This is a genomic window from Pseudomonas sp. NPDC047961, assembly GCF_050272435.1.
Taxonomy (GTDB): Bacteria; Pseudomonadota; Gammaproteobacteria; order Pseudomonadales; family Pseudomonadaceae; genus Stutzerimonas.
In genome coordinates this window covers 931,000-956,027 of record NZ_JBNNMD010000001.1, presented here as the reverse complement: position 1 = coordinate 956,027, position 25,028 = coordinate 931,000, and the positions used below count along the sequence as shown (strand labels likewise).

The window sequence follows — 25,028 nt, the reverse complement described above, 5'->3', positions numbered from 1 at the left end:
TTGTTGGGTACTTCCGCTTGTAAAGTGGTATTACCAATTTACAAGGAAGTCCGGCCAGCGTAAGAGGTCCGTCGGCGTTGCGTCAATTAGCTAGCTATAGACTTTGGTCGCAGCACCAGCTGTTGCGTAGGCTCAGGTGGCTGGCTACGCTGGCTTTCCATATACAGTGGTCAAACCAATCGAGAGGCGTGATGGAAGTGGGAATGGTGCGTCAGCGGAGGCTGGCCGATAACATCGTCGAGCAGCTCGAAACGATGATTCTCGAAGGCACGCTCAAGGCCGGCGAGCGCCTGCCGGCCGAGCGTGTGCTCGCTGAACAGTTCGGTGTGTCTCGTCCATCCCTGCGAGAAGCGATCCAGAAGCTGGCGGCCAAAGGCTTACTGATCAGTCGACATGGTGGTGGTAATTTCGTCGCTGAGTCCCTGGGTTCGACCTTCAGTGATCCGCTATTGCATCTGCTCGAGAACAACGCTGATGCGCAGCGCGACTTGTTGGAATTTCGTCATACGCTCGAAGGTAGTTGCGCCTATTACGCCGCATTGCGGGCGACTGAGGTCGACCAGCAGCGTCTCGGCGAAGCGTTTGCGGCATTGCAGGACTGCTATGCGCGGGAGGGAGCGGTGACTCGTGCCGAGGAGGGCGTTGCTGATGCGCGATTCCATCTGGCGATTGCCGAAGCCAGCCACAACGCGGTTCTACTGCACACCATCCGTGGCCTGTTCGATCTGCTCAAGCGCAACGTGGTGACCAACATTGGTGGTATGTACGCCCTGCGCAACGAAACGCGGGACATGCTCATGCGTCAGCACCAGGAGTTGTACGACGCGATCATTGCCCGTCGAGCGAACGATGCGCGCGACGTCATCCATCGACATATCAGCTACGTGCAGGAGGTGTTGGCGGAAGGCCAGCAAGAGGCTCAGCGCCTAGCGCGTGCGCAGCGGCGTCAGGGACGGTCGGAAAAGCATATAGAGAGTTGATGCGCTGAGAGAGGCAGCTAAGCGGTCCGGCCGACTGGGCGGGGCACGACTGAGCGGGACAGGCCCGCTCGGTGACGTGAAAGGCTTAGTCTTCCTTTCCCTTGGTGCGCATGGCGCGCTGAATCTCACGGTCGGAGTCGCGCTCTTTCTCGGTGTGGCGCTTGTCGAATTCCTTTTTGCCCTTGCCCAGTGCGATATCACACTTGATCAGGTGCTTTTTCCAGTAAATCGATAACGCGACGCAGGCGTAACCCTTCTGCTGCACGGCACCGAACAGCTTGCCCAGCTCACGCTTGTTCAGCAGCAGCTTGCGGGTGCGAGTCGGGTCGGCAATGACATGGGTGCTAGCCGTGGTCAGCGGGGTGATGTGACAGCCCATTAGCCAGGCTTCGCCATCTTTGAGTAGGACGTAGCTGTCTACCAATTGCGCTTTGCCGGCGCGGAGGCTTTTCACTTCCCAGCCGGCCAGAACGAGGCCCGCCTCGAATTTCTGTTCGATGAAGTAGTCGTGTAGCGCTTTCTTGTTTAGCGCAATGGTCCCGGGGGACTGTTTCTTCTGTTTGGCCATAGGCTGCGCATTATAGGGAGTCGCGTTGCGGCTGGCGATAACCTCATGCTGCGACGGTGCGAAACTTGAGAGGGGTGCGCTTATCCCCGACAATGGCGATCTTTACGTTTGTTCATGCTCAGGGACCTGCTCCGCCACCGGGATCTGAGTTTTCATGCTTGTTCTCGATAGCCGCTGCCGGCTCTGGCCGTAGCTGCTGTTGTTGACTGACGAAGTAGAAGGGATCGAATGACGACGCATATTCAACGTTCGGCGCTGCTGCCCTATCCGGCACGCGCGCTGTTCGACATGGTCAACGATGTAGCCAGCTATCCCCAGTTTCTGCCCTGGTGTTCGGCGACCGAGGTGCTGTCCAACAGCGAAACCCAGATGCAGGCAAGCATGACCGTGGCCAAGGCTGGCATTAGCCAGCGCTTCCTCACGCGCAACGAATTGCAGGTGGGCAAACGCATCGAAATGTCGCTGGAAGAAGGGCCTTTCAGCCATTTGCATGGAATCTGGGAGTTCAAAGCGTTGGGAGAGAAGGCCTGCAAGATTAGTCTTGATCTGACCTTTGATTATGCCGGGCCCGTGGTCCGTGCCACCTTGGGGCCTTTGTTCAATCAGGCGGCCAATACCTTGGTCGATGCGTTTTGCGACAGGGCTAAGCAGCTGTATGGATAAGCCGATGATTGCGGTCGAGATCGTCTATGCACTGGCGGACAAGCAGAAGTTGCTGAGCTTGGCCGTGCATCAGGGCACCAGCGTCCGTCAGGCGGCGCTACGCTCGGGAATGGACAACTACTTTCCGGGGCTAGATCTCGCCACGTCACCGCTGGGCATTTTCGGCAAGGCGGTACCCAAGCCGGAAGAACGCACACTGGTCGAGGGGGAGCGTGTCGAAATCTACCGGCCACTGATCGCCGACCCGAAAGAAGTGCGCAAGCAGCGCGCGGCGAAGGCCGCGCAGAACAAGGCGGGCGAAGCGGGTGAGTCAGCCATCTAGGCCGTAAGGTGCTACGAAAAAAAAGCCCGGCATGCCGGGCTTTTTTGTGTTCGTTTGAAGTCTAGTCTGTTTCCAAACGGCCTGGAGTTGGCACTGGAACAGGCTCGGCCGCGTCCACGTCGCCCTGAATCTGTTCGAGCAAGGAGCCGGGTTTAGTTGCCTCAGGCTCAGTGCTGACAGGGTCTTCAGTGCTCGCTGGCAAATCGGTCCCCAGAATGGCTTCGTCACGGCTCACGCCGGGCTTGAAGTCACCCGCAAGACCGGCAAGCTGGTCGTTAGCGTTGAATACAAGGCTGACCCGTTCCTGCTGGCGTTGTCTACCGCCTGGCTGGATGCTGTACAGATAATCCCAGCGGTCGGCGTGGAAAGTATCGGTGATCAGAGGGTTGCCCATGATAAACCGCACTTGCGATCGGGTCATTCCTGGGCGCAACTGGTCTATCATGTCTTGCGTAACGACATTGCCCTGTTGAATGTCGACCTTGTAAACCCCGGGGAATGAACAACCGGCGAGTGCGAACAGGCCCACTAGCGTGAGGCTGGACAGCATGAGCTTGGTGTTTTGCATCGGTAGGTGACTTCCACTATCTTGGCTGGGCAAAGCCCGGATCATACCCGTATTGAAGGAGGCTGCGAAACAGCAGCAGCGAGAAAGCCAACCATGGTTGAAAATAGCGAACTACGCAAAGCTGGCCTCAAAGTAACCCTGCCACGGGTCAAGATCCTGCAGATGCTGGATACCACCGATCGGCGCCATATGAGTGCCGAGGACGTCTACAAGGCGTTGATGGAAGCCGGCGAGGATGTCGGTCTGGCGACCGTTTACCGCGTGTTGACCCAGTTCGAGGCGGCTGGCCTCGTGGTTCGGCATAATTTCGATGGCGGCCATGCCGTATTCGAGCTAGCAGACGGCGGCCACCATGATCATATGGTCTGCGTTGATAGTGGCGACGTCATTGAGTTCTTCGATCCGGAGATCGAGAAGCTGCAAAAGGAAATCGTCAAGCGTCACGGCTACGATCTGGTCGATCACAACTTGGTGTTATACGTCCGCAAGAAGCCCGAATGATCGCCTGCAATCTGCAGCAAAAATGAGTTCTAACACTTCTTGCCGCATGACAAAGCCCGCCTATTGGCGGGCTTTGTTTTTAAGTAAATGATTGTTCGAGAGCCGCCGCTTCGGTTTTTCGGCCATCTAGCCGATCACGGCCAAGCGTTGGCCGCGTGCGTGCGCTCTGTTTGTATGCCAGTCAGTGCGAGCCGCAAGTAAGTAAGCGTAAGGTGGCTGGCCCCAAGGCCGCTAACTAGCCTTTCTCAGCAGGCGAGGCGATCCTGAGTCGCAGTGCTTTTAAGTTTGATCAGGATGCTTGGGCAGAGTCGATCATCTGACGGGCATGGGCCAGTGCTTGCTCGGTCAGGTCGAGTCCGCCAAGCATGCGGGCGATTTCCTCGACCCGCTCGCCGCCATCCAGTGCGGCAACGGCTGTGTGGGTTTCCTCGGCACCGCGTGCCTTATGGACAAACAGGTGGTGGTGCCCTTGGGCAGCGACTTGCGGCAGGTGGGTTACGGTCAGTACTTGGCCTCGCTCGCCAAGCCGGCGCAGCAATTGGCCAACCACTTCCGCGGTTGGCCCACCGATGCCGACGTCTACTTCATCGAACACTAGAGTCGGGATGCGTGAGGTTTGTGCAGTGATCACCTGGATCGCCAGGCTGATACGCGACAGCTCACCGCCTGAGGCAACCTTTGCCAGCGGGCGTAATGGCTGGCCTGGGTTGGCGCTTACGAGAAACTCCACCTGTTCCAGTCCGTGCGGCATAAGGTCTCCGTCTGCGGCGGGCTTCAACACGACGCTGAATTTGCCGCCCGGCATGCCCAAACGCTGGATTTCCGCTTCCACTGCCTCTGCCAACGAATCGGCCGCGTGCTGGCGCGAAGCGCTCAGCTGTTCGGCCTTTTCTCGATAGTGCCTTTCATAGGCAGCGAGCTCCTCGCTGAGCTGCTCCAGTGCAGTGTCGTCGGCGTTGAGGCTTTCCAGTTCTTCGAAGAGGCGTTGCTGCAAGGCTGGTAATTCCGGCGGCTGAACGCGGTGTTTGCGCGCCAGGGTATAAATGCTGTCGAGACGTTCTTCCAGCGTTTGCTGCCGCTGTGGGTCAGAATCGAAGTGATCGAGAAAGCGGTTGAGTTCGCCCACCGCTTCTTCGACTTGGATCTGTGCGCTGGAGAGTAGGTTGACGGCCTCGCCGAGCGCGCCTGGCTGGTTCTGGAACCCAGTCAGGCGCTGCAGGCTCGAGGTCAGCGCCGACAGCACATTGCCAGCGTCGTTCTCGCTGCACAGCTCGATCACCTGGCGACAAGCGCCAAGCAGGTGCTCCGCGTTGGCGAGGTTCTTGTGCTCCTGCTCTAAGTGTTCCAGTTCGTCGTCACCTAGAGCCAACGTCTCGAGCTCTTCGAGTTGATAGCTGAGCAACTGGTGGCGGGCGCGCTGTTCGTCGCTGCTGCTGCTCAAGCGTTCTAAGCTTTGCCGGGTTTGCCTCCAGCGCTGCGCGGCCAGCTGCACCTGGCGGGCAAGATCCTGGCTGCCGCTGTACTCGTCGAGCAGTCGCCGGTGGGTATCAAGTTTGAGCAGTGATTGGTGTTCGTGCTGGCTGTGAATATCGATCAGCAATTCACCAAGCGCTTTCAAATCGCCCTGCGGGCAAGGCGTTCCGTTGATATAGCCGCGCGAACGCCCTTCGGCGGTGATCACGCGGCGCAGAATGCAAGGGCCATCGTTGTCCAGGTCTCGCTCGGCCAGCCAGGCTCGCGCATCTGGAATGTCATCCAGGTCGAAGCTGGCAAGAATGTCTGCCTTGTCCGCGCCAATGCGCACCACGCTGCTATCGGCACGGTCGCCCAGAGTGAGCCCCAGGGCGTCCAGCATGATCGACTTACCTGCGCCGGTTTCACCGCTGATCACGCTCATGCCGCGTTTCAGCTCAAGATCGAGATGCTCGACGATCGCGTAATTGTGAACGGAAAGATGAACCAGCATGGCAGGGCTCCTGCATTGGTGACTGGCTATTTATACAGTGCTTTCGCGTGACTCATCAAGCTGCTCGGCATAAGCGGTACGTAAACAAAGCGGTCGGGTTCGCTCCGAAAATCTTTCCGAGTTTCGTGTGTACGAGGTCGAGATGTGGGCGCGCCCTTGAAGCAGATTTTGTCGCCCCCATATAGCGGCACAAGCGCGGGTCGACGCCCGCTGACGTATCGATGAGGAGGACCGCATGGCCGACGAGCAAAACCTGGATAACCAGACCCCCGAAGAGAACGAGACCGCGCAAGCAGAGGTGACCGAGGATTTAGCTGGCCGCGTGCATTCTCTAGAAGAGCAGTTGGCCGCAGCCCAGGATCAGTCTCTGCGTGTGGCAGCCGAGCTGCAGAACATTCGCCGTCGCGCCGAGCAAGATGTCGAGAAGGCGCATAAGTTTGCGTTAGAGAAATTTGCTGGAGACCTCCTGGCTGTCGCGGACAGTCTGGAGCGTGGCCTCGAGTTGTCGAACCCGGACGACGAGGCGGTCAAGCCGATGCGTGAAGGTGTCGAGCTAACGTTCAAGTTGTTGCTCGACACCCTGGCACGCCATCAGTTGGTACAGCTGGACCCGCAGGGAGAGCCATTCAATCCTGAGCATCACCAGGCCATGGCGATGGAAGAGAGCACCCACGCCGAGCCTGGCAGTGTGCTCAAGGTATTCCAGAAGGGTTACCTGCTCAACGGACGCCTGTTGCGCCCGGCGATGGTAGTCGTCAGCAAGGCGCCGGCAGAAACCCCGCCTTCGATTGATGAGAAGGCTTGAATTTCCGCTAGCGACCCCCATCTCGTAGCCAAGCGTTTTTGTGTTACCCGCAGCCGGTAAACAGGCGCGGATCAATCAAAGTTCGGAGAGAAGCACATGGGCAAAATTATCGGTATCGACCTGGGAACGACCAACTCCTGCGTCTCCATTCTTGAAAACGGCAAGGCCAAGGTGATCGAAAACGCCGAAGGCGGCCGCACCACGCCGTCGATCATCGCGTATGCCAATGATGGCGAGATCCTGGTAGGTCAGTCGGCCAAGCGTCAGGCAGTGACCAACCCGCATAACACCCTGTACGCCGTGAAGCGACTGATCGGTCGTCGTTTCGATGAAGAGGTCGTGCAGAAAGACATCCAGATGGTCCCCTACAAGATCGTCAAGGCGGACAACAACGACGCCTGGGTTGAAGTGAGCGGTCAGAAGATGGCGCCGCCGCAGATCTCTGCCGAGATCCTGAAGAAGATGAAGAAGACTGCCGAAGACTATCTCGGCGAGCCGGTTACCGAAGCAGTCATTACCGTGCCGGCCTACTTCAACGACAGTCAGCGTCAGGCGACCAAAGACGCTGGCCGCATCGCTGGTCTGGACGTCAAGCGCATCATCAACGAGCCGACAGCGGCTGCGTTGGCGTACGGCATGGACAAGGCCAGGGGCGACCACACGGTCATCGTTTATGACCTGGGCGGCGGTACCTTCGACGTATCGGTGATCGAGATCGCTGAAGTGGACGGCGAGCATCAGTTCGAAGTGTTGGCCACCAACGGCGACACCTTCCTCGGCGGCGAAGATTTCGATATTCGCCTGATCGACTATCTCGTCGACGAGTTCAAGAAAGAAAGCGGCATGAACCTCAAGGGCGACCCGCTGGCGATGCAGCGCCTCAAGGAAGCCGCGGAAAAGGCCAAGATCGAGCTGTCCTCCAGCCAGCAGACCGACGTCAACCTGCCTTACATCACCGCGGATTCGACTGGTCCTAAACACCTGAACGTGAAGATCTCCCGTGCCAAGCTGGAAGCGCTGGTCGAGGATCTGGTGCAGCGCACTATCGAGCCTTGCCGTATGGCAATGAAAGATGCCGGCATCGACGTGGCCAAGATCGACGACGTGATCCTGGTCGGCGGTCAGACCCGTATGCCGCTGGTGCAGCAGAAGGTTGCCGAGTTCTTCGGCAAGGAAGCGCGCAAGGACGTGAACCCGGATGAAGCTGTCGCCATGGGCGCCGCGATTCAAGGGGCCGTGCTGGCGGGTGACGTGAAAGACGTTCTGCTGCTCGACGTGTCGCCGCTGACCCTGGGTATCGAAACCATGGGCGGCGTGATGACTGCGCTGATCGAAAAGAACACCACCATTCCGACCAAGAAATCGCAGGTTTTCTCGACGGCCGATGACAACCAGGGCGCGGTGACCATCCATGTGCTGCAGGGTGAGCGCAAGCAGGCGTCGCAGAACAAGTCGCTGGGCCGCTTCGATCTGGCTGACATTCCGCCAGCTCCGCGTGGTGTTCCGCAGATCGAGGTGACGTTTGACATCGATGCCAACGGCATCCTGCACGTGTCAGCGAAAGACAAGGCCACAGGCAAGCATCAGTCCATCGTGATTAAGGCCAACTCTGGTCTTTCCGAGGAGGAAATCGAGCAGATGGTGCGTGACGCCGAGGCCAATGCCGAGGAAGACCGCAAGTTCGAGGAGCTGGTGACCGTTCGCAACCAGGGCGATCAGCTGGTTCATGCGACCCGCAAGATGCTGACTGAAGCCGGCGACAAGGCCACCGAAGAAGATAAGGCCAACATCGAAAAAGCCATCGGCGAGCTGGAAGTTGCCATCAAGGGCGACGACAAGGCTGAGATCGAAGCCAAGATCGCGGCGGTCTCTCAGGCATCCACACCCCTGGCGCAGAAGATGTATGCCGAGCAGCCTCAAGGCGGCGAAGGCGAACAGGGTGGCGACAGCGGACAGTCCGGTGACGACGTGGTCGATGCTGAGTTCGAAGAGGTCAAGGACAACAAGTAAGCCGCGGCTTATGACCTCCATGAGTGGAGCGAGCGCAGGGGCCTGCATTGTGGCCGCTGCCTTTTCCTCCAGCCCGATGCGGTGATGCCGCGACGGGTCTAATCGCCGCGCGGGGGCTTGCTCCCGCGTCGGCGTGTCTGGAGGGTACGAATTTGAAGGTTCAGGAAACTTATGGCCAAACGTGACTATTACGAAGTGCTGGGTGTCGAGCGCGGCGCCAGCGAGGCAGAGCTGAAAAAGGCTTATCGTCGCCTCGCAATGAAGCACCATCCGGATCGTAATCCCGGAGACAAAGCCGCCGAAGATGCATTCAAGGAAGCCAACGAGGCTTACGAGGTGCTGTCCGATGCGAGTAAGCGTCAGGCCTATGACCAATATGGTCATGCCGGTGTCGATCCGCAGATGGGGGCTGGCGCGGGCGCGGCGTACGGTAACGCCAACTTCTCCGATATCTTCGGCGACGTGTTCAGCGATTTCTTCGCTGGCGGACGGGGCAGTTCGCGTGGCGGTGCTCAGCGCGGCAGTGATCTACGCTACACCCTCGAGCTGGATCTGGAAGAGGCTGTGCGGGGCACCACGGTTACCATTCGAGTGCCGACGCTTGTCGAGTGCAAGACCTGCGACGGTTCCGGCGCCAAGAAGGGCACCAGCCCGGTGACCTGTACCACCTGTGGCGGCATCGGCCAGGTGCGCATGCAGCAAGGGTTCTTCTCGGTGCAGCAGACCTGCCCGCGCTGTCATGGCAGTGGCAAGATGATTTCCGATCCTTGCGGCAGTTGCCATGGACAAGGCCGCGTCGAAGAGCAGAAGACACTTTCAGTCAAAGTGCCGCCGGGTGTCGACACAGGTGACCGGATTCGTTTGACGGGTGAGGGCGAAGCGGGCGCTCAAGGCGGTCCGGCTGGAGATCTTTATGTGGTGGTCAACGTCCGCGAGCACCCAATCTTTCAGCGTGACGGCAAGCACCTGTTTTGCGAGGTGCCAATCAGTTTCGCTGATGCGGCGCTGGGCGGCGAGTTGGAAGTGCCCACCCTCGACGGGCGGGTGAAGCTAAAAATTCCGGAAGGCACTCAGACCGGCAAGCAGTTCCGTTTGCGTGGCAAGGGTGTTGCTCCTGTACGTGGCGGTGCCGCCGGCGATCTGCTATGCCGGGTGGCGGTGGAGACGCCGGTTAACTTGGGCAAGCGCCAGCGCGAAATACTCGACGAGTTCCGCAAAACATTGCAGAGCGACAGCTCTCATTCGCCAAAAGCCAGCGGCTGGTTCGAAGGCGTAAAGCGATTTTTTGGCGATCTTTAACCCGGCGGCGAGCTGCAGGTGGCAGCCTTCCTGAAGGCGTCCTTGCAGCTTAAGGCTTGCAGCTTGGAGCTGTTTTTATGCGACGTATTGCAGTAACGGGCGCCGCGGGGCGTATGGGCAAGACGCTGGTCGAGGCTGTTCAGCAAACCTCTGGTGCTGCGGGCTTGACCGCGGCTATTGACCGGCCAGATAGCACCCTCGTGGGCGCTGATGCAGGCGAGCTGGCTGCTATCGGGCGGCTCGGCGTACCGCTGATCGGCGAGGTGGCGAAGGTCGTCGACGAGTTCGATGTGCTGATCGATTTTACTCATCCTTCGGTCACGCTGAAGAACCTTGAAGTGTGCCGGCGCGCAGGCAAGGCAATGGTGATCGGCACCACTGGTTTCTCGGTAGCAGAGAAGGAAAAACTGGCTGCTGCAGCACAAGATATTCCCATCGTGTTTGCCGCGAATTTCAGCGTCGGAGTCAACTTGTGCCTGAAGCTGCTTGATACGGCTGCGCGCGTGCTGGGCGACGAGGTCGATATCGAAATCATCGAGGCACATCACCGCCACAAGGTCGACGCGCCATCGGGTACTGCGTTGCGCATGGGGGAGGTCGTTGCGCAGGCGCTTGGTCGCGATCTGCAGAAGGTTGCGGTTTATGGTCGCGAAGGGCAGACGGGCGCCCGTGCGCGGGAGACGATCGGTTTTGCCACGGTGCGTGCGGGCGACGTTGTGGGGGATCATACGGTGTTGTTCGCTGCCGAGGGCGAGCGCGTCGAGATCACCCATAAGGCGTCTAGCCGGATGACTTTCGCCAAAGGCGCGGTGCGTGCCGCGATGTGGCTGGAGCACCAGCCTGCCGGGCTGTATGACATGCAGGATGTGCTTGGGTTGCGCTAATGAAGCGCTTCGCAGGGCGTTTTGGCTGATTGCGGCTGGACCTGAAAGGGCGGTTTCTGTAAGCTTCCCGTTTTAGTGTGTCCACTAAAAGTTGCGCAGAATGAATCAAATAAAAAGCGGGATGACCTTCACACGTCATCCCGCTTTTTTACAATCTGCGCTTGCTTCAGCCTTGATCTTTGGGAGGTCTCTTGACTAAGCCAGCCATTCTCGCCCTTGCCGATGGCAGTATTTTTCGCGGCGAATCTATCGGCGCCGACGGCCAGACTATCGGTGAGGTGGTGTTCAATACCGCCATGACCGGCTATCAGGAAATCCTCACCGATCCTTCCTATGCCAAGCAAATCGTCACCCTGACCTACCCGCACGTTGGGAATACCGGCACAACCCCAGAGGACGCTGAATCCTGGAAGGTTTGGGCTGCCGGGCTGGTGATCCGCGACCTGCCTCTTATCGCGAGCAGCTGGCGCGACAAGCAGTCTCTGCCGGATTACCTCAAGGCCAACGGTACCGTGGCCATTGCTGGCATCGACACCCGCCGCCTGACCCGTATTCTGCGTGAGAAAGGCGCTCAGGATGGCTGCATCCTGGCGGGAGATGATGCAACCGAAGAGAAGGCGCTTGAGCTGGCGCGCAGCTTCCCCGGCCTCAAGGGCATGGACCTGGCCAAGGAGGTCAGCGTCAAGGAGCGCTACGAGTGGCGCTCGAGCGTCTGGTGCTTGGATAATGATGGTCATGCCGAGGTGCCTGCCAGCGAGCTGCCATACCATGTTGTCGCCTTCGACTATGGCGTGAAGTACAACATCCTGCGCATGCTGGTCGCGCGCGGCTGCCGTGTCACTGTATTGCCGGCCCAGTCACCGGCCAGCGATGCGCTCGCCCTGAATCCGGACGGCGTATTCCTCGCCAACGGCCCAGGTGATCCTGAACCCTGTGATTACGCGATCAAGGCCATTCAGGAAGTGCTTGAAACGGACATACCGGTATTCGGCATCTGCCTTGGTCACCAGCTGTTGGCCCTGGCCTCAGGCGCCAAGACGGTGAAAATGCCTAACGGTCACCATGGGGCCAACCATCCGGTACAGGACCTCGATACCGGCGTGGTGATGATCACCAGCCAGAACCATGGCTTTGCCGTGGACGAAGCCAGCCTGCCGAGCAATTTGCGAGCGACGCACAAGTCGCTGTTCGACGGCACGCTGCAGGGCATTGAGCGCACCGACAAGGTCGCCTTCAGTTTCCAGGGTCATCCTGAGGCTAGCCCGGGGCCGCATGATGTAGCGCCGCTGTTTGATCGCTTCATCGACGCCATGGCCAAGCGCCGCTAAGCCCGCCGAGCACAGAATTCGAGAGAGACCATGCCAAAACGTACAGACATCAAAAGCATTCTGATCCTCGGCGCTGGCCCGATTGTTATCGGTCAGGCGTGCGAGTTCGATTATTCCGGCGCGCAGGCGTGCAAGGCGCTGCGCGAAGAAGGGTTCCGGGTCATCCTGGTCAACTCCAACCCGGCGACCATCATGACCGACCCGGCCATGGCAGATGCGACCTACATCGAGCCGATCAAGTGGGCCACCGTCGCCAAGATTATCGAGAAGGAGCGGCCTGACGCGCTGCTGCCAACCATGGGCGGCCAGACAGCGCTGAACTGCGCGCTAGACCTGGAAAAGCACGGCATCCTGGAGAAGTTTGGCGTCGAGATGATCGGTGCCAACGCCGACACTATCGACAAGGCCGAAGACCGCTCACGCTTCGACAAGGCGATGAAGAACATTGGCCTGGCGTGCCCGGTTTCCGGCATCGCGCACAACATGGACGAAGCCTACGGCGTCCTCGAGAAAGTCGGCTTCCCCTGCATCATTCGCCCTTCGTTCACCATGGGTGGCACCGGCGGCGGTATTGCCTACAACCGTGAAGAGTTCGAGGAAATCTGCGCCCGCGGTCTGGACCTGTCGCCGACCAGCGAGCTGCTGATCGACGAGTCGCTGATCGGCTGGAAGGAATACGAGATGGAGGTGGTCCGCGACAAGAAGGACAACTGCATCATCGTCTGTGCCATCGAAAACTTCGATCCGATGGGTGTGCACACCGGTGACTCCATCACCGTCGCCCCGGCGCAAACTCTGACGGACAAGGAATATCAGATCCTGCGTAATGCATCCCTGGCGGTGCTGCGCGAGATCGGCGTGGAAACCGGCGGTTCCAACGTGCAGTTCGGGATCTGCCCGAGCACCGGCCGCATGGTCGTGATCGAGATGAACCCGCGTGTTTCGCGTTCCTCGGCGCTGGCTTCTAAGGCCACCGGCTTCCCGATCGCCAAGATCGCGGCCAAGCTGGCTGTGGGCTACACCCTCGATGAGCTGCAGAACGACATCACTGGCGGTCGCACTCCGGCGTCCTTCGAGCCCGCCATCGATTACGTTGTGACGAAGATTCCGCGTTTTGCGTTTGAGAAATTCCCCAAGGCCGATGCGCGGCTGACCACCCAGATGAAGTCTGTCGGTGAGGTCATGGCCATCGGTCGTACCTTCCAGGAATCGGTACAGAAGGCACTTCGCGGTCTGGAGGTGGGTGTATCCGGCTTCGATCCGAAGCTTGATCTGGCTGATCCGGAAAGCGAGGGCACGCTCAAACGCGAGCTTACTGTGCCGGGTGCAGATCGCATCTGGTATCTGGCCGACGCTTTCCGTGCTGGAAAGTCGGTTGCCGAAGTCTTCGATCTGACACGGATCGATGAGTGGTTCCTGGTGCAGATCGAGGATCTGATTAAGGAGGAGGAACGGATCAAGACCATGGGCTTGTCCAGCATCGATCGCGATGTGATGTACAAGCTCAAGCGAAAGGGCTTTTCCGACGCGCGGCTGGCCAAGCTGCTCGGCGTGACCGAAAAGAACCTGCGGGCCCATCGCCACAAGCTCAAGGTGCTGCCGGTCTACAAGCGCGTTGACACCTGCGCCGCCGAATTCGCCACCGACACAGCCTACATGTATTCGACCTACGAGGAAGAATGCGAGGCCAATCCGTCGAGTCGCGACAAGATCATGATTCTCGGTGGCGGACCGAACCGTATCGGTCAGGGCATCGAGTTCGACTACTGCTGCGTACATGCCGCGCTGGCGCTGCGTGACGATGGCTATGAAACCATCATGGTCAATTGCAACCCTGAGACCGTTTCCACTGACTACGACACGTCAGATCGTCTGTACTTCGAGCCGGTAACCCTGGAAGACGTATTAGAAATCGTCCGTGTTGAGCAGCCTAAGGGCGTGATCGTGCAGTATGGCGGTCAGACTCCGCTGAAGCTGGCTCGTGCTCTGGAAGAAGCGGGTGTGCCAATCATCGGTACCAGTCCTGACTCCATCGACCGAGCCGAAGATCGCGAGCGCTTCCAGCAGATGGTCGAGCGCCTGAACCTGCGCCAGCCACCAAACGCTACAGCCCGTAGCGAAGAAGAGGCTCTCGCCGCCTCGAAAGTGATCGGTTATCCGCTGGTGGTGCGTCCGTCTTATGTACTCGGCGGTAGGGCGATGGAAATTGTCTACCAGGAAGAAGAGCTCAAGCGCTACATGCGCGAAGCGGTGAAGGTGTCGAATGACAGTCCGGTGCTGCTCGATCACTTCCTTAACTGCGCTATCGAAGTTGATATCGACGCGGTGTGCGACGGCGAACACGTGGTTATTGGCGCGATCATGCAGCACATCGAGCAGGCTGGCGTACACTCGGGCGACTCTGCCTGTTCCTTGCCGCCTTACTCTTTGCCGCCGCATATCCAGGACGAGATCCGAGATCAGGTCAAAAAGATGGCCCTCGAGCTCGGTGTGGTCGGCTTGATGAACGTGCAAATGGCCGTTCAGGGTGAAGACATCTTCGTGATCGAAGTGAACCCGCGTGCGTCACGCACCGTTCCCTTTGTATCGAAGTGCATTGGCGTGTCGTTAGCAATGATTGCCGCACGCGTCATGGCTGGCAAAACACTGGCGGAAGCTGGCTTGACCGAAGAGATCATTCCGAACTTCTACAGTGTCAAGGAAGCGGTATTCCCCTTCGCCAAGTTCCCGGGTGTCGATCCGATTCTCGGCCCCGAAATGAAATCCACCGGTGAGGTGATGGGTGTCGGCGACAGCTTCGCCGAAGCTTTTGCCAAGGCACAGCTAGGTGCGAGTGAAATCCTGCCGAATAGTGGATGCGCCTTCATCAGCGTGCGTGACGACGACAAGCCGCACGTTGCACAGGTCGCTCGTGATCTCGTCGAATTGGGTTTTGAAGTGGTCGCAACTGCTGGCACCGCCAAGTTGATCGAGGCTGCCGGATTGCCGGTGCGCCGCGTCAATAAGGTAACCGAGGGTCGCCCGCACGTTGTCGACATGATCAAGAATGACGAGGTCACCCTGATCATCAATACTACCGAGGGGCGTCAGTCCATCGCCGACTCCTATTCAATCCGTCGTAACGCTCTGCAGCACAAGATCTGCTGCACCACCACCTTGGCTGGTGGGCAGGCGATCTGTGAGGCGCTGAAGTTCGGTCCCGAGAAGACTGTGCGTCGTTTGCAGGATCTTCATGCAGGAATCAAGGCATGACCAAATACCCAATGACTGTCCAGGGTGCGCGTGCCCTGGAAGAAGAGCTGCACCATCTCACCAAGGTGCTTCGCCCCAAGCTCAGTCACGACATCGGCGTGGCGCGCGAACTGGGCGACCTGAAGGAAAACGCCGAGTATCATGCCGCGCGCGAACAGCAGGGCATGGTCGAAGCGCGGATTCGTGATATCGAGGGGCGTCTGCAGAATGCCCAAGTCATCGATGTCAGCAGCATCCCGCACACCGGCAAAGTGATATTCGGTACGACCGTTGAGATTGCCAATGTCGAGACCGACGAGCGTGTCACCTATCAGATCGTTGGTGAGGACGAAGCGGAGATCAAACTGGGCAAGATTTCGGTAGGCTCGCCGATAGCACGTGCTCTGATTGGCAAGGAGGAGGGTGACGTCGCGGTGGTGAAGACTCCGGGTGGGCTGGTCGAGTTTGAGATCGTCGAGGTTCGCCATCTCTAAACGTCAATCGATGCGGGCCGGAACCATAAGCTGGCAGCTGGCTCAGACTTTCTGGGTCGGTGGTCTTTGGCTGCTGCAGTTCGTCATGCTCCCGGCGCTCGGCAAGATTGGCCTTGCGCCGATGCTTATTGACGAAATCGCGAATAGCCTTCGCCCATTGCTGGTGGGCTTCGCTGCATTCTGTGTCGTCCTTCAGGCCGTCGTGCTGATTCAGCTCGGTGGATTGCGAAGCCTGTGGGAAGATTTGCGCGGTCAGCTTTTGCTCAGCATATTGCTGCTGGCGGCGAGTTTTTTCGTGGTGCGTGCCGGGGTCGTCCAGTCTCCGTACTGGCTGGTGTTCAGTTATCTGGTTATCGGCATGTGCGGGCTGATTTTGGTGCTGCAGGCCGCTCCCGGGCGGGAGCGGTCATGACTGGCGATGCTTGCGTCAGGCTTAGGCCTGAAAACGATGTACGTTGGATAGCAGCTTGTTCACGTTGGGGTTCTTGCGATAGACCAGCGCCATCTTGCCGATGGACTGGACCAGTTCGCAGCCTCCAATCTTGCATAGCTCATCGGTTACCGCACGCCGATCCTCACGCTCGGTGATCCGCAGCTGCACCTTGATCAGCTCATGATCGTTCAAGGCGCGCTCCAGTTCGGCCTGTACGCCTTCGGTCAAGCCGTTCTCCGATACGATCAACACTGGCTTCAGATGATGGCCGATGGATTTGTACTGTTTCTTCTGCTCGTTAGTGAGCGGCATAATTCGACCCTTGCGTCAGAACCCTGAAAATGGCGGCTAGTGTAACTGACACGCTCTGAGCCGCACAGATGAGGTAACAGCTTGGCACGCTCCAAGACCAGCCCGCGTTGGCTGAAAGAACATTTTGATGACCCCTATGTGAAGATGGCGCAGCGCGACGGCTATCGTTCTCGGGCCAGCTACAAGCTTCTCGAAATACAGGAAAAGGATCGTATTCTGCGGCCAGGCATGACGGTGGTCGATCTCGGTGCGGCGCCGGGAGGCTGGTCGCAGGTCACCAGTCGAGTGATCGGTGATCGCGGGCGGCTGATCGCTTCCGATATTCTGCCCATGGACAGCATCGCGGACGTCACCTTTGTGCTCGGTGACTTTACTGAAGACCAGGTATTCGCCGAGATCCTTCAGGCCATCGGTGAAACCCAAGTGGACCTTGTGATTTCCGATATGGCCCCCAATATGAGTGGGGTGAAGGTCGCTGACCAGGCGCGAGCGATGTTTCTTTGCGAGCTTGCGCTGGATCTGGCCATGCGAGTGTTGCGCCCAGGCGGCGATTTTCTGATCAAGATTTTTCAGGGGGATGGTTTCGATGCCTACCTGAAGGATGTCAGACAGAATTTCGACAAGGTACAGATGCGCAAACCCTTGTCCTCAAGGGATCGCTCCCGGGAACAGTATCTGCTGGCGCGCGGTTATCGGGGTGATGGCAACGAGATGCAAGCGCTGCGGTCTTAACCGCACGGGGACTGAGACTATTCTGGCAAATGCCAGCCGTGAAATTACGGGCTAGCATGTTTCATATCGGGTTACAGACCGAGCTGCGTGTTCAGCTACGTTGTGTAGTAAGTTAGGCCGAGAGCGAACCATCGGCCGTCATGCAGGCTCCCGACAATACGCCTGCTCTAGAGGGTAGTGAATTGAACGACATGGCAAAAAACCTGATTTTGTGGTTGATCATTGCCGCTGTCCTAGTGACGGTGATGAACAACTTTTCCAGCCCTACCGAGCCGCAGACGCTCAACTATTCGGATTTCATCGAGCAGGTCAAAGAAGGCCAAGTCGAGCGCGTGACCGTTGACGGTTTCGTCATTACCGGAAAGCGCAGTGACGGCGAGACCTTTAAAACCATTCGGCCTGCGATTCAGGATAATGGTCTGATCGGTGACCTCATCAACAACGATGTGGTGATCGAAGGCAAACAGCCCGAGCAGCAGAGCATCTGGACGCAGCTATTGGTGGCGAGCTTCCCGATTCTAGTGATCATTGCTGTCTTCATGTTTTTCATGCGTCAGATGCAAGGCGGCGCTGGCGGCAAGGGTGGGCCGATGAGCTTTGGCAAGAGCAAGGCTCGGCTATTGTCTGAAGACCAGGTCAAGACGACGTTCGCTGATGTTGCGGGTTGTGACGAGGCCAAGGAAGAAGTTACCGAGTTGGTCGAGTTCCTGCGTGATCCGGGCAAGTTTCAACGGCTTGGGGGGCGTATTCCACGCGGTGTGCTGATGGTCGGTTCGCCGGGTACTGGTAAGACGCTGTTGGCTAAAGCGGTTGCAGGTGAGGCCAAGGTTCCATTCTTTACGATCTCCGGTTCCGATTTCGTTGAGATGTTCGTTGGTGTGGGTGCCAGCCGCGTGCGCGACATGTTTGAGCAAGCCAAGAAGCACGCACCGTGCATCATTTTCATCGACGAGATTGACGCCGTCGGGCGTCATCGCGGTGCAGGTCTCGGTGGCGGTCACGACGAGCGGGAGCAGACGCTGAACCAGTTGCTGGTCGAAATGGACGGTTTCGAAATGAATGACGGCATCATCGTCATTGCTGCCACCAACCGTCCGGATGTCCTCGACCCTGCCCTGCTTCGCCCCGGCCGTTTCGATCGTCAGGTGGTTGTTGGACTGCCCGATATTCGTGGTCGGGAACAGATCCTGAAAGTACATATGCGCAAGGTTCCGCTTGGCGATAGTGTCGAGCCGGCTTTGATTGCGCGTGGAACTCCTGGATTTTCAGGCGCTGACTTGGCCAATCTTGTCAACGAAGCATCGTTGTTTGCTGCGCGCGCCGGTAAGCGTGTGGTTGAAATGAAAGAGTTCGAGCTGGCCAAGGACAAGATCATGATGGGCGCTGAGCGCAAGTCGATGGTCATGTCCGAGAAGGAGCGGCTCAATACGGCCTACCACGAGGCGGGTCACGCCATCGTTGGACGCGTCGTTCCGGAACACGATCCGGTCTATAAGGTATCGATCATTCCCCGCGGCAGAGCATTGGGAGTGACGATGTTCCTGCCTGAGGAAGACCGCTACAGCCTTTCCAAGCGCGCCTTGATCAGTCAGATCTGTTCGCTGTTCGGGGGACGGATCGCAGAAGAAATGACGCTCGGCTTTGAAGGTGTTACGACCGGCGCGTCCAATGACATCATGCGCGCCACCCAGCTGGCTCGTAACATGGTTACCAAGTGGGGGTTGTCCGAAAAGTTGGGCCCGCTGATGTACGCGGAGGAAGAGGGTGAAGTTTTCCTTGGTCGCAGTGCGGGTAGTCAGCACACAAATGTGTCCGGTGACACTGCGAAGCTGATCGATCTCGAGGTTCGTAGCATCATCGATCAATGCTATGGCACAGCGAAACAGATTCTCGCCGACAACCGTGACAAGCTTGATGTTATGGCTGAGACGCTGATGAAGTACGAGACCATCGACGCTGATCAGATCGATGACATCATGGCTGGTCGGACTCCGCGCGAGCCGCGGGACTGGCAGGACGGCTCCGGCCCAACCGGAACGCCCGTTCAGCCTGAAAGCGGCCGCCCACAGACACCGATTGGTGGCCCAGCTGGCGAGCACTAAGCTAAGGCTGAGTTAGATGAGTGAAAAGTCGTTCTCGACCCGGCTGTCCTGTGGCAGCCGGGTTCTTGATTTATCGCGCCCGCATGTCATGGGTATTCTGAACGTTACGCCCGATTCGTTCTCCGATGGCGGCCAGCATGCTAGTGTCGATGCTGCGCTGCGGCACGCCGCCGCAATGGTGGTGGCGGGTGCGACGTTGATCGACGTAGGTGGGGAGTCGACTCGCCCGGGCGCAAGCATTGTTTCGCCAATCGAAGAGCTTGAGCGTGTTGCGCCTGTGGTAGAGGCGATTGCCCGTGAGCTTGACGTGATTATTTCGGTGGACACCTCGACACCTGCCGTGATTCGCGAGACGGCCCGACTTGGTGCGGGTTTAATCAATGATGTCCGTTCGTTGTCTCGTGATGGGGCCCTGGATGCGGCAGCAGACAGCGGACTGCCGGTGTGCCTGATGCATATGCGGGGTGAGCCTGGTGATATGCAGAACGATCCTCACTACGACGATGTCACCAGCGAGGTCGTGAGCTTCTTGCGTGGGCGTATGGAGGTTTGCTTGGCTGCAGGCATCCCTGACGACCGGATTGTGCTCGATCCGGGGTTCGGCTTCGCTAAGACCCTCTCTCATAATCTGCATCTGTTCAACAGGCTGGAACAGCTCCATGTGTTGGGGCGGCCGTTGCTTGTTGGCGTTTCCCGCAAGAGTATGGTCGGCCAAGTTTTGCAGCGCGACGTGGCGCACCGTCTATATGGAAGTTTGGCGCTTGCAGCGCTGGCTGTTGTGAAGGGGGCTGGCATCCTCCGGGTGCATGACGTGGCCGAAACGGTTGATGTGGTTCGAATGATTGCCGCAGTGCAAGCGGCAGAATAGGGATTAATTCATGGGTAGAAAGTACTTCGGCACCGATGGCATTCGGGGTCATGTCGGCCAATTTCCGATCACGCCGGAATTTATGCTGAGGCTTGGTTGGGCGGCGGGTATGGCATTTCGTAAGCACGGGAAATGTCGCATTCTGATCGGCAAAGACACGCGGATATCCGGATACATGTTCGAATCGGCGCTGCAGGCTGGGTTGTCTGCCGCAGGCGCCGATGTATTGCTGTTGGGGCCCATGCCTACCCCGGCAGTTGCGTATCTAACGCGCACCTTCCATGCCGATGCCGGCATCGTAATTAGTGCCTCGCATAATCCCCATCACGATAATGGGATCAAGTTCTTCTCCGGGCGCGGAACGAAACTGCCTGATGAAGTTGAGCTGATGATCGAGGAGCTGCTCGACACGCCGATGACGGTGGTTGATTCGGTGCAGCTCGGTAAAGCTTCGCGGATTAACGATGCAGCGGGGCGCTATATCGAATTCTGTAAAAGCAGCGTGCCGACCAGTACCGATTTCAGCGGTATGAAGATCGTGCTCGATTGCGCTCACGGAGCTACTTACAAGGTGGCGCCTAGCGTCTTCCGAGAACTTGGTGCCGAAGTGGTGGTTATCGCTGCTCAGCCAGATGGGTTGAATATCAACGCTGATGTAGGGTCCACGCATGTAGCGCAGTTGCAGAGGGCGGTGATCGAGCACGGTGCAGACCTTGGTATCGCCTTCGATGGTGACGGCGACCGCGTGATGATGGTCGATCATACCGGGGCCCAAGTAGATGGTGATGAGCTGCTTTACATCATCGCCACTGACCTGCAGGACCGCGACCGCCTGGTAGGTGGTGTTGTCGGAACTTTGATGAGCAACCTTGGTTTGGAGCTGGCGCTCAAGGCGCGTGATATCCCCTTCGTTCGCGCCAAAGTCGGGGATCGTTATGTGATGGCGGAAATGCTCGAACGCGACTGGGTGCTCGGTGGCGAAAACTCAGGTCACATTGTCTGCGCGCAGCATGCCACCACGGGTGATGCCATTATCGCTGCGCTCCAGGTTGTGCTCGCTTTGAAACGTCGCGGGTGCAGCCTGGCACAGGAGCGTCTGGCTTGGAGTAAATGCCCCCAGGTGTTGATAAACGTTCGGTTCCGCGGTGATATGGATCCGATTGCACATCCTCAGGTTCAGGCAGTCTGTGACAGTGTTACCGAACGGATGGCAGGGCGGGGGCGCGTGCTGTTGCGCAAGTCCGGGACCGAGCCTTTGGTGCGGGTGATGGTCGAAGGCGATGATGAAAGTCAGGTTCGCTGTTACGCTGAGGAACTAGCGAACGCTGTAACGCAAGTTTGTGCGTGATTGCCGCTTGCCAGAGGTGTTTTCGTTGAGTACCATCTGCGCCCACTTTGACCGACGAGGTAAAGCATGCGTCGCCCATTGGTAGCTGGTAACTGGAAAATGAACGGTACCCGCGCCAGCGTCGCAGAGCTGATCGAGGCGCTTCGCCAGCAGGGCATTCCTGAAATGGTCGAGGTGGTGGTGTTTCCGACCACTCTGCACCTGATGCAGGTTGTGAGTGGCCTGGAAGACATGGCAATCGCCGTAGGTGCTCAGGACTGTGCGGTGGATGCTGGCTTTGGTGCATTGACGGGCGAGGAGTCCGCCTCTCAGCTGGCTGACGCGGGTTCCAGTTGGGTGTTGGTTGGCCACTCTGAGCGGCGCCTGATTTTGGGCGAAAGTGACGAGGTGGTAAGCAAAAAGTTTGCAGCGGCATTGGTGTGCGGTATGACGCCGGTGCTGTGTCTGGGCGAGACGCTGGAGCAGCGTCAGGCTGGGCAGACTCTTGAAGTGGTTGAGCGTCAGCTGGCTCGCATTTTGGCTGATGCCGGGGTTTCCGCTTTTGAGAGGGCGGTTGTGGCGTACGAGCCGGTCTGGGCGATAGGTACCGGGCTGACGGCGACGCCGCAACAGGCTCAGGAAGTACATTCGGCTATTCGAGAGCAGCTGTCCCGTGAGGATCAACGTATCGCCGAAGGCGTGCGGCTCCTGTACGGTGGCAGTGTAAAGGCGGAAAATGCTGCCGAGCTTTTTGGCATGCCGGATATCGATGGGGGGCTTATCGGTGGCGCCTCTCTGAAAGCGAATGATTTCGGTGCGATCTGTCGTGCCGCAGGGAACTGATCAGATGTTGCAGACTGTTGTGATTGTGGTGCATCTGCTGGTTGCTATTGGCGTGGTTGCGTTGGTGTTGCTGCAGCAAGGTAAGGGGGCTGACGCAGGTGCGTCCTTTGGTTCGGGTGCTTCGGCAACTGTGTTCGGAAGCCAAGGTTCTTCTACCTTTCTGAGTCGTTTTACTGCTATACTCGCCTGCGTTTTTTTCGCTACAAGCTTGGGTTTGGCGTTTTTTGCAACGCGCCAGGCTGACCAGGTATCGGGCGCAGGCCTGCCGGATCCGGCAGTGCTGGAAGTTCCGGCGAGCAAGCCGGTAGTGGAAGATGTGCCTGTTCTGGAAAATGCTCCGTCCGCGCCTGTTGCAGATGAAGTGCCTCAGCTTCAGCAGCAGGAATAAAGGTTTTTGCCGAGGTGGTGGAATTGGTAGACACGCTACCTTGAGGTGGTAGTGGCCATAGGCTGTAGGGGTTCGAGTCCCCTCCTCGGTACCAAACAAGTAGGCCCGCAGATGCGGGCTTTCTTGTTTTTTGTGTTTAGGTTGACCTGGTTTTGGTGCGGTCGTATAATTCGTGCCCAGTTTGACGCGGGGTGGAGCAGTCTGGTAGCTCGTCGGGCTCATAACCCGAAGGTCGTTGGTTCAAATCCAGCCCCCGCAACCAGTTGATGAAAAGCCCCTGTTAAGGGGCTTTTTATTAGCTTCAAGCCAGGTCGCCGGCATTCACAGGCGATCATCATGGATGGGCGTTTCGCCCATTTTTCATTTGTACGGCATGCACGAGGGACTTCGATGTCGAGCAAGCTAGAACAGTTGCAGGCCTTGATGGCCCCAGTGGTAGAGGCCCTCGGCTATCAATGCTGGGGCATCGAATTCATTTCACAGGGCCGGCATTCTCTGTTGCGCGTCTATATCGATAATCCCAACGGGATACTTGTCGATGACTGCGAAAAGGTTAGCCGTCAACTGAGTGGTGTGCTCGACGTTGAAGACCCGATCAGCTCCGATTACACGCTTGAAGTGTCTTCACCTGGTATGGATCGGCCGCTGTTCACACTTGAGCAGTACGAGGCGCACGTCGGCGAACAGGTCAAAATAAAGCTGCGCTCGCCCTTCGAGGGTCGGCGCAATTTCCAAGGTCTTTTGCGCGGGATCGAGGCACAGGATGTGGTGGTGCTGGTCGACGATCACGAATATCTGCTGCCAATCGATATGATCGACAAGGCCAACATAATTCCCCGTTTTGAGTGAATCGCGGATCCCGCGGACCCCAATGGATTGCGATAGGCGAGGCGTACGATGAGCAAAGAAGTACTGCTGGTTGTGGAGTCGGTATCCAACGAAAAAGGCGTACCGGCCAGTGTGATCTTCGAAGCGTTGGAGCTGGCTCTGGCCACTGCTACCAAGAAGCGCTTCGAAGATGAAGTTGACCTGCGGGTCGAGATTAATCGGCAGAACGGTAGCTATGAAACCTTCCGCCGCTGGACAGTGGTTGAGGAAGAGGATTTCGACGATCCGGCCCATCAGCTGACCACGGACATGAAGCAGGCACAAGAAGCCAACGCCAAGGTTGGTGATGTGCTCGAAGAAAAGATCGACTCCATCGAGTTTGGTCGGATCGCTGCTCAGACCGCCAAGCAAGTCATCGTGCAGAAAGTCCGCGAGGCTGAGCGCGCCCAGGTCGTCGAGGCTTATCGCGATCGGCTCGGCGAGATCATTTCCGGCACTGTGAAGAAAGTGACCCGTGACAGCGTGATCGTTGATCTGGGTAACAATGCCGAAGCACTGCTGGCTCGGGAAGATATCATCGCTCGCGAAACCTTCCGCGTTGGTGCCCGAGTGCGGGCGCTGCTCAAAGAAATTCGCACCGAGAACCGCGGGCCGCAATTGATTCTTTCGCGTACGGCGCCGCAGATGCTCATCGAGCTTTTCCGCATTGAAGTGCCAGAAATTGCGGAAGGCCTGATCGAGGTGATGGCCGCCTCACGTGATCCGGGCTCTCGCGCCAAGATCGCAGTGCGCTCGAAAGACAAGCGGATCGATCCGCAGGGTGCCTGTATTGGTATGCGCGGTTCGCGCGTACAGGCCGTCTCTGGGGAGATTGGCGGTGAGCGTGTCGACATCGTGCTGTGGGACGAGAACCCTGCACAATTCGTCATCAATGCAATGGCCCCGGCTGAAGTGGCTGCCATCATCGTCGACGAAGATGCCCACGCCATGGATATCGCGGTTGGCGAAGACAACTTGGCTCAAGCCATCGGTCGTGGTGGTCAGAACGTTCGCCTCGCCAGTCAATTGACCGGCTGGACGCTGAATGTGATGACCGAGGCAGACATCCAGAGCAAGCAGCAAGAAGAAACCGGCGACATTCTGCGCAACTTCATCGAAGAGCTGGACGTCGATGAAGAGCTGGCACAAGTACTGGTCGAGGAAGGTTTCACTTCGCTCGAAGAGATCGCCTACGTTCCAATGGAGGAAATGCTCGGCATTGAAGGCTTCGACGAAGATATCGTCAATGAGCTGAGAACCCGCGCTAAAGATCGTTTACTGACTAAAGCGATCGCAACGGAAGAAAAACTGGCAGACGCCCAGCCAGCCGAGGATTTGCTCGCGTTGGAAGGCATGGACAAGACACTGGCGGTCGAGTTGGCAATGCGAGGTGTTATCACCCGCGAAGACCTGGCCGAGCAGTCAATTGACGACCTGCTCGACATAGACGGCATAGATCAAGAGCGTGCCGGCAAGCTGATCATGGCCGCCCGAGCCCATTGGTTCGAGTAAGTAATTAGCGGCCTGAGGAGAGAGA

The 25,028-nt window shown here is 58.1% G+C and carries 24 protein-coding genes and 2 tRNA genes; 22 read left to right on the top strand and 4 right to left on the bottom strand.

Annotation, left to right across the window (positions count from 1 at the left end; all coding sequences use genetic code 11):
• Positions 1-191: 191 nt before the first annotated feature.
• The gene (locus tag ACQKIK_RS04530; RefSeq protein WP_241530340.1) at positions 192-980 is read left to right on the top strand and encodes a GntR family transcriptional regulator; all 789 of its coding nucleotides are present in this window, start codon (positions 192-194) and stop codon (positions 978-980) included.
• An 85-nt stretch (positions 981-1,065) separates the two neighbouring features.
• On the opposite strand, the gene smpB is transcribed toward ACQKIK_RS04530, so the two are convergent.
• A complete protein-coding gene (gene smpB / locus ACQKIK_RS04525; protein ID WP_019340344.1) occupies positions 1,066-1,548 on the bottom strand; it encodes an SsrA-binding protein SmpB in 483 nt (160 codons plus the stop codon).
• Positions 1,549-1,776: 228 nt separating this feature from the next.
• Here smpB and ACQKIK_RS04520 point away from each other — a divergent pair, with 228 nt between their 5' ends.
• Together ACQKIK_RS04520 and ACQKIK_RS04515 are read left to right on the top strand one after the other, a co-directional pair.
• Positions 1,777-2,211 (top strand): type II toxin-antitoxin system RatA family toxin, encoded by a 435-nt coding sequence (locus tag ACQKIK_RS04520; protein ID WP_127838529.1) that lies wholly within the window; start codon positions 1,777-1,779, stop codon positions 2,209-2,211.
• On the top strand, positions 2,204-2,533 hold the full coding sequence (locus ACQKIK_RS04515; protein WP_241530341.1) for an RnfH family protein: 330 nt from the start codon (positions 2,204-2,206) through the stop codon (positions 2,531-2,533). The genes ACQKIK_RS04520 and ACQKIK_RS04515 overlap by 8 nt, the downstream gene beginning before the upstream one ends.
• A 61-nt stretch (positions 2,534-2,594) precedes the next feature.
• Here the strand turns inward: ACQKIK_RS04515 and ACQKIK_RS04510 are convergent, their stop codons facing one another.
• Positions 2,595-3,101, bottom strand: a complete 507-nt coding sequence (locus tag ACQKIK_RS04510) for an outer membrane protein assembly factor BamE (RefSeq protein ID WP_046162841.1) — start codon at positions 3,099-3,101, stop codon at positions 2,595-2,597.
• A gap of 93 nt (positions 3,102-3,194) precedes the next feature.
• On the opposite strand from ACQKIK_RS04510, the gene fur reads away from it, so the two are divergent.
• Entirely contained in the window at positions 3,195-3,602 is a 408-nt protein-coding gene (fur, locus tag ACQKIK_RS04505; protein ID WP_045429745.1) for a ferric iron uptake transcriptional regulator, read from the top strand.
• A gap of 289 nt (positions 3,603-3,891) precedes the next feature.
• Here the strand turns inward: fur and recN are convergent, their stop codons facing one another.
• Positions 3,892-5,568 (bottom strand): DNA repair protein RecN, encoded by a 1,677-nt coding sequence (gene recN / locus ACQKIK_RS04500; protein WP_128120970.1) that lies wholly within the window; start codon positions 5,566-5,568, stop codon positions 3,892-3,894.
• 235 nt (positions 5,569-5,803) lie between these two features.
• On the opposite strand from recN, the gene grpE reads away from it, so the two are divergent.
• From grpE to ACQKIK_RS04460, 8 genes are all read left to right on the top strand, one after another.
• Positions 5,804-6,373 carry a nucleotide exchange factor GrpE gene (gene grpE / locus ACQKIK_RS04495; RefSeq protein WP_045429741.1) on the top strand — a complete coding sequence of 190 codons (570 nt, stop codon included), beginning with the start codon at positions 5,804-5,806 and terminating at the stop codon, positions 6,371-6,373.
• A 96-nt stretch (positions 6,374-6,469) separates the two neighbouring features.
• Positions 6,470-8,383: a molecular chaperone DnaK gene (gene dnaK, locus ACQKIK_RS04490; protein ID WP_127838533.1), complete on the top strand. Its 1,914-nt coding sequence runs from the start codon at positions 6,470-6,472 to the stop codon at positions 8,381-8,383.
• A 171-nt stretch (positions 8,384-8,554) separates the two neighbouring features.
• Positions 8,555-9,682 carry a molecular chaperone DnaJ gene (dnaJ, locus tag ACQKIK_RS04485; RefSeq protein WP_045429735.1) on the top strand — a complete coding sequence of 376 codons (1,128 nt, stop codon included), beginning with the start codon at positions 8,555-8,557 and terminating at the stop codon, positions 9,680-9,682.
• Between the two features lie 77 nt (positions 9,683-9,759).
• A complete protein-coding gene (gene dapB, locus ACQKIK_RS04480) occupies positions 9,760-10,566 on the top strand; it encodes a 4-hydroxy-tetrahydrodipicolinate reductase (protein ID WP_499134891.1) in 807 nt (268 codons plus the stop codon).
• Positions 10,567-10,757: 191 nt separating this feature from the next.
• Positions 10,758-11,894, top strand: a complete 1,137-nt coding sequence (gene carA / locus ACQKIK_RS04475; RefSeq protein WP_127838535.1) for a glutamine-hydrolyzing carbamoyl-phosphate synthase small subunit — start codon at positions 10,758-10,760, stop codon at positions 11,892-11,894.
• 30 nt (positions 11,895-11,924) lie between these two features.
• Positions 11,925-15,146 (top strand): carbamoyl-phosphate synthase large subunit, encoded by a 3,222-nt coding sequence (carB, locus tag ACQKIK_RS04470; protein ID WP_241530344.1) that lies wholly within the window; start codon positions 11,925-11,927, stop codon positions 15,144-15,146.
• Positions 15,143-15,619, top strand: coding sequence for a transcription elongation factor GreA (gene greA, locus ACQKIK_RS04465; protein ID WP_222910872.1), 477 nt, complete (start codon positions 15,143-15,145; stop codon positions 15,617-15,619). The genes carB and greA overlap by 4 nt, the downstream gene beginning before the upstream one ends.
• 10 nt (positions 15,620-15,629) lie before the next feature.
• Positions 15,630-16,031 (top strand): hypothetical protein, encoded by a 402-nt coding sequence (locus ACQKIK_RS04460; protein ID WP_045429721.1) that lies wholly within the window; start codon positions 15,630-15,632, stop codon positions 16,029-16,031.
• A 21-nt stretch (positions 16,032-16,052) separates the two neighbouring features.
• Here the strand turns inward: ACQKIK_RS04460 and ACQKIK_RS04455 are convergent, their stop codons facing one another.
• Positions 16,053-16,364: a YhbY family RNA-binding protein gene (locus tag ACQKIK_RS04455; protein WP_045429718.1), complete on the bottom strand. Its 312-nt coding sequence runs from the start codon at positions 16,362-16,364 to the stop codon at positions 16,053-16,055.
• 81 nt (positions 16,365-16,445) lie between these two features.
• Here ACQKIK_RS04455 and rlmE point away from each other — a divergent pair, with 81 nt between their 5' ends.
• The 10 genes from rlmE (at position 16,446) to nusA (ending at position 25,003) form a co-directional block, all read left to right on the top strand.
• A complete protein-coding gene (gene rlmE, locus ACQKIK_RS04450) occupies positions 16,446-17,096 on the top strand; it encodes a 23S rRNA (uridine(2552)-2'-O)-methyltransferase RlmE (RefSeq protein WP_045429715.1) in 651 nt (216 codons plus the stop codon).
• 191 nt (positions 17,097-17,287) lie between these two features.
• Positions 17,288-19,198, top strand: coding sequence for an ATP-dependent zinc metalloprotease FtsH (gene ftsH / locus ACQKIK_RS04445; RefSeq protein WP_045429712.1), 1,911 nt, complete (start codon positions 17,288-17,290; stop codon positions 19,196-19,198).
• A gap of 16 nt (positions 19,199-19,214) precedes the next feature.
• Positions 19,215-20,066, top strand: a complete 852-nt coding sequence (gene folP, locus ACQKIK_RS04440) for a dihydropteroate synthase (protein ID WP_241530345.1) — start codon at positions 19,215-19,217, stop codon at positions 20,064-20,066.
• 10 nt (positions 20,067-20,076) lie between these two features.
• Positions 20,077-21,414 carry a phosphoglucosamine mutase gene (glmM, locus tag ACQKIK_RS04435; RefSeq protein WP_241530346.1) on the top strand — a complete coding sequence of 446 codons (1,338 nt, stop codon included), beginning with the start codon at positions 20,077-20,079 and terminating at the stop codon, positions 21,412-21,414.
• Positions 21,415-21,480: 66 nt separating this feature from the next.
• The gene (gene tpiA / locus ACQKIK_RS04430; protein WP_241530347.1) at positions 21,481-22,236 is read left to right on the top strand and encodes a triose-phosphate isomerase; all 756 of its coding nucleotides are present in this window, start codon (positions 21,481-21,483) and stop codon (positions 22,234-22,236) included.
• 4 nt (positions 22,237-22,240) lie between these two features.
• Positions 22,241-22,624, top strand: coding sequence for a preprotein translocase subunit SecG (gene secG, locus ACQKIK_RS04425; protein ID WP_241530348.1), 384 nt, complete (start codon positions 22,241-22,243; stop codon positions 22,622-22,624).
• Between the two features lie 8 nt (positions 22,625-22,632).
• Positions 22,633-22,718 (top strand) — tRNA-Leu (locus tag ACQKIK_RS04420).
• A 91-nt stretch (positions 22,719-22,809) separates the two neighbouring features.
• A tRNA-Met gene (locus ACQKIK_RS04415) sits at positions 22,810-22,886 on the top strand.
• Positions 22,887-23,014: 128 nt separating this feature from the next.
• Positions 23,015-23,473, top strand: a complete 459-nt coding sequence (rimP, locus tag ACQKIK_RS04410) for a ribosome maturation factor RimP (RefSeq protein ID WP_045429696.1) — start codon at positions 23,015-23,017, stop codon at positions 23,471-23,473.
• Positions 23,474-23,521: 48 nt separating this feature from the next.
• On the top strand, positions 23,522-25,003 hold the full coding sequence (gene nusA / locus ACQKIK_RS04405) for a transcription termination factor NusA (RefSeq protein ID WP_046162830.1): 1,482 nt from the start codon (positions 23,522-23,524) through the stop codon (positions 25,001-25,003).
• The last annotated feature ends 25 nt before the right edge of the window (positions 25,004-25,028 follow it).